The organism is Chamaesiphon sp. OTE_75_metabat_556, from assembly GCF_031378165.1.
Lineage (GTDB): Bacteria > Cyanobacteriota > Cyanobacteriia > Cyanobacteriales > Chamaesiphonaceae > Chamaesiphon.
This window is the reverse complement of record NZ_JANNDR010000302.1, coordinates 1-3,659: the sequence shown is the minus strand read 5'-3', so window position 1 is coordinate 3,659 and position 3,659 is coordinate 1. Positions and strand designations below refer to the sequence as shown.

General features: G+C 48.5%; 4 protein-coding genes and 1 tRNA gene. 3 read left to right on the top strand and 2 right to left on the bottom strand.

Translation table 11 applies throughout. The features are described 5' to 3' along the window. Positions 1-588 (bottom strand): phosphoribosylaminoimidazolesuccinocarboxamide synthase (gene purC / locus RMO27_RS12255; RefSeq protein ID WP_309732819.1); only part of this gene is annotated, 588 nt, incomplete at its 3' end. Between the two features lie 360 nt (positions 589-948). Here purC and RMO27_RS12250 point away from each other — a divergent pair. Beyond that, the gene (locus tag RMO27_RS12250; protein ID WP_309732815.1) at positions 949-1,218 is read left to right on the top strand and encodes a hypothetical protein; all 270 of its coding nucleotides are present in this window, start codon (positions 949-951) and stop codon (positions 1,216-1,218) included. A gap of 213 nt (positions 1,219-1,431) precedes the next feature. Here RMO27_RS12250 and RMO27_RS12245 read toward each other — a convergent pair whose 3' ends face one another. Continuing rightward, a complete protein-coding gene (locus RMO27_RS12245; protein ID WP_309732820.1) occupies positions 1,432-2,559 on the bottom strand; it encodes a glycosyltransferase in 1,128 nt (375 codons plus the stop codon). A 189-nt stretch (positions 2,560-2,748) separates the two neighbouring features. On the opposite strand from RMO27_RS12245, the gene RMO27_RS12240 reads away from it, so the two are divergent. Continuing rightward, positions 2,749-2,835: transfer RNA gene (locus RMO27_RS12240), tRNA-Ser, on the top strand. 122 nt (positions 2,836-2,957) lie between these two features. Further along, entirely contained in the window at positions 2,958-3,545 is a 588-nt protein-coding gene (locus tag RMO27_RS12235; protein ID WP_309732812.1) for a ParA family protein, read from the top strand. Positions 3,546-3,659 lie beyond the last annotated feature (114 nt).

Sequence of the window (3,659 nt, the reverse complement as noted above, 5' to 3'; positions counted from 1 at the left end):
ACGGTTAATTTCATCAGCTAGCAAAATTTGCTGGTGCTTGTCGATGCCAAATTCGATTTTAAAGTCAACTAGTGTAATTCCACACAATTGGAAAAAGTTGGTGAGGATATGATTAACTTGACGAGCTTTGAGAGTGAGCATCTCTACTTGTGCGGCGGTGGCCAACTCCATCAACAATAATCGATCGTGCGTCAGCAGCGGATCGCCCAAACTATCGTTTTTGTAAAAAAATTCGACCAAAGGCTGCGGCAAGACAGTCCCCAGCTCGATCCCCGTCTGTTGGCACAAACTCCCCGCCGCGATGTTGCGGACGACGACTTCGATCGGGATGATGGTGACTGCCTTGACACGCATTTCATTAGCTGCCGGACAGTCGATAAAATGCGTCGCGATCCCTTGGGCTTCGATCGCTCGAAATAAATGGGCGGCAATTTGGCAGTTAATTTCCCCTTTGCCGACGATCGTGCCGCGCTTTTGGGCATTAAACGCCGTCGCATCATCTTTGAAGTAGGCCAGTAAGATCTCCGGATCGTCTGTCGCGTAAAGAATTTTGGCCTTACCTTCGTAAATCTGCGGATGACGATTCATGCTGAAATAGTTAGAATTAGAGGGGCTGACACTAAATCTTAGCTGAAAATTGGTAGCAGTTACCAAGTATTCGTCCTGAGACGATCTCTGTAACTGCGTTCGCCTGCCCTGGAACGATACCATTGCCAAAAAATACAGGCACAGATTGTCAGGATTACTGTCTTTTAAACTAACCATGCGAGTGGTAAGGTTTAGTACTCACCGCAGATCGATCGACTTCCCGCACATTCACAAATATTTTCACAAATATTTTCACAAATATTCTGTAGTTCTTAGCTAGGAGTTCAGATCGGGTGGTATAAAACATTTCCCGACTTTGCGATTTATAACTCCATCTCCATAAATTAGGATGCAAGATTGATGTCTAAACAGAGCGATTTCTTTTTGTACCAGAACAACCGTTACAACGGCGAGTTTAAACCTGAAAACCTAGTTTTCAACAGTAACTTACAAGAATTCACTCAGAAAGTTAGCTATATTTGTAGCTTGGAAACCGCTGGTAAGCTGACTCCCGAAGAGTCATACAAGCAGATCAAAGGTCTATGGAAAGACCTCAAACGTACCAAAAAACAACTCGGTATCGGCGAACCCCCTCTAGACGGTGGTAGCAGCGAGTTGGGTGCAGAATAGAGACTTGAGTACCTAATATTTAGCAGCTACGAGTTTAAAGAAAGAGAATTCTAGTAGCTAACCCAAGTTGATACCTATAACCTCAGCGGTTTCAATCGTAGGCATTTCTAAGTAGCAACTTGGGCTAGCTAGTGAAAGCAGTCGGTCGTCGATCGATCCGGCAAATCGCGGTGAGGTTTGCAGCAAATAGATATCGCTAGTGAAACTCGATCGTCAACCACGGCTGGAAGCTGCCACAATCACCTGCCGATAATACTGTTGCAACTGTCGGGTTGCTGCCGCCCAGCCCCAGCGTTCGGCTTCTGTGCGGGCGTTCTCGCGGAGCTGACGGTTGACAGCGGGATCGGCAAACAGTTTGTGGGTAGCGGCGATCGCGCCTTGTGGATCTTCAGGGTCGAATAGGTAGCCATTTTGACCGTCAGTGACGATATCGGGGATGCCACCCGCTCGCGCGGCAATGACCGGACAGCCAGCAGCCATGGCTTCGAGCAAGACCAATCCCAATGTCTCCGTCCGCGATGGAAAAATAAAAGCATCAGCCACAGCATAAGCTGCTGCTAACTGTTCACCACCCAGATAGCCGACAAAGTGAGTCGGTGTATCGGCAAAATAACTTTCCAAATCAGCGCGATGCGGCCCATCGCCGACGATCGCCAGTCTGGCTCCCGGAATTGCCGCCAAAACCGGCCTAATCTGCTCGATATACTTTTCGGCACCGAGTCTCCCCACATACAACAATAAGCGGCTGTTCGGCTTGCCTGCGGTCAAATAGTCACGCATTTCGAGTGTGGCTCTAGCCGGACAAAAAGTCTCCGTATCCACCCCCCGCTGCCACAAATTCACACGCTCGATCCCTTGCGCGCTCAATTCCTGCACCATCACACTCGAAGTACATAGATTTAGGTCAGCTTGATTGTGCGCCCCTTTTAATAACTCCCACAACAATCCTTCAAACATCCCTAATCCATAGCGATCGAGATATTTGGGCAAATGGGTATGATAAGAAGCTACCAAGGGAATCCGATCGGATTTGGCATGAAAAATTCCGGCTAGTCCCAAGACTGCCGGATTGACCACATGAATCAGATCTGGCTGAAACTTGGCTAGTTGGTGGCCGATTTCGGGACGGGGCAGGGCTAATTTGAGTTCGGGATAGAGCGGGAATGCAAAGGCGGAGAGTCCATGAATCCGCGCGCCGCAGTAAGACTGCAAGCCACCTTCGGGACAGAAAACCAGGACTTCATCGCCCTGCCGCTGGAGCTGTTCGATCGTCTGTTTGAGTCGAGTCACAATCCCATCGACTTTTGGTAAAAAAGTTTCGGTGAATAGGGCAATACGCATCGTTTGGCAGATATCCAGAATCTTGGTCGCTGGGCTAGGATCGATCCTACTATAGCTGCCAGCGGTCGCGATCCGGCAATTCTGGGCGATCGATAATCGATCGCCACAACCCCTGATTCCGCACAACTCTCGATCGCGATCGATCTGTACGCAGATCTCGCGATCGTGTATAATAGCTGATGGTTGCCTGGAGAGGTGTCCGAGTGGTTGATGGTGGCTGACTCGAAATCAGTTTTAGGGTTACACCTAACGGAGGTTCGAATCCTCTCCTCTCCGTATATTTAGCTAGTTGCCAATCTGCCCACCCAAACCCCTAATTTATGTTACGGGGTTTGTTGTAGATACGCATTACCTTTTACAGTGGTGCAAACAGATCGGGAACTTCGACCTACTAGCCGATGATTATTACCATTACTGCGCTCAAAGGTGGTGTCGGCAAGACAACCACATCGATTCATCTTGCCGCCTACTTGCAGGAAACCGCTCCCACGTTACTCATTGATGCCGATCGCAACCGTTCGGCACTAGTCTGGTCGCGCGAAGATAAATTACCATTTATTGTAGCATCCCAAGCTGGAGCGACCGCCATTATCAGCAAGTATACGCACATCATCACCGACACCCAAGCCCGCCCCGAGCAAGACGAACTCAAAGATTTGGTCGCCAGTAGCGATCTACTGATCGTCCCGACAACACCCAATCATCTCGATATCGATACCACGATTAAAACAACCGAATTATTAGAAACCTGGGGCGCAAAATATAAAGTATTGCTCACTCAAGTAGACTCGCGCACCAAAACTGGGCGAGAAGCTAAAATCCTGCTGGAAGAAGCAAAAGTACCGCTATTTAAAACTGAAATTCCGCTGTTAGTTGCCTTCGAGCGATCGTCTAGTCGCGGCATCATTATCCGCGATTGTGCCGATCCTCGCGCCCAATTTGGTTGGTCTAAATATCAAGCTGTTGGTAAAGAAGTATTAGGCTAAAGCATTTGCTCTTCAATTTTGAAGAGTATTTCTTTCAACTATCGATCTTGGCTGCAACTAGAACTAACGATCGTCTGCAAGACGGGCTACGCCAACGTACACCAGACATTAAAC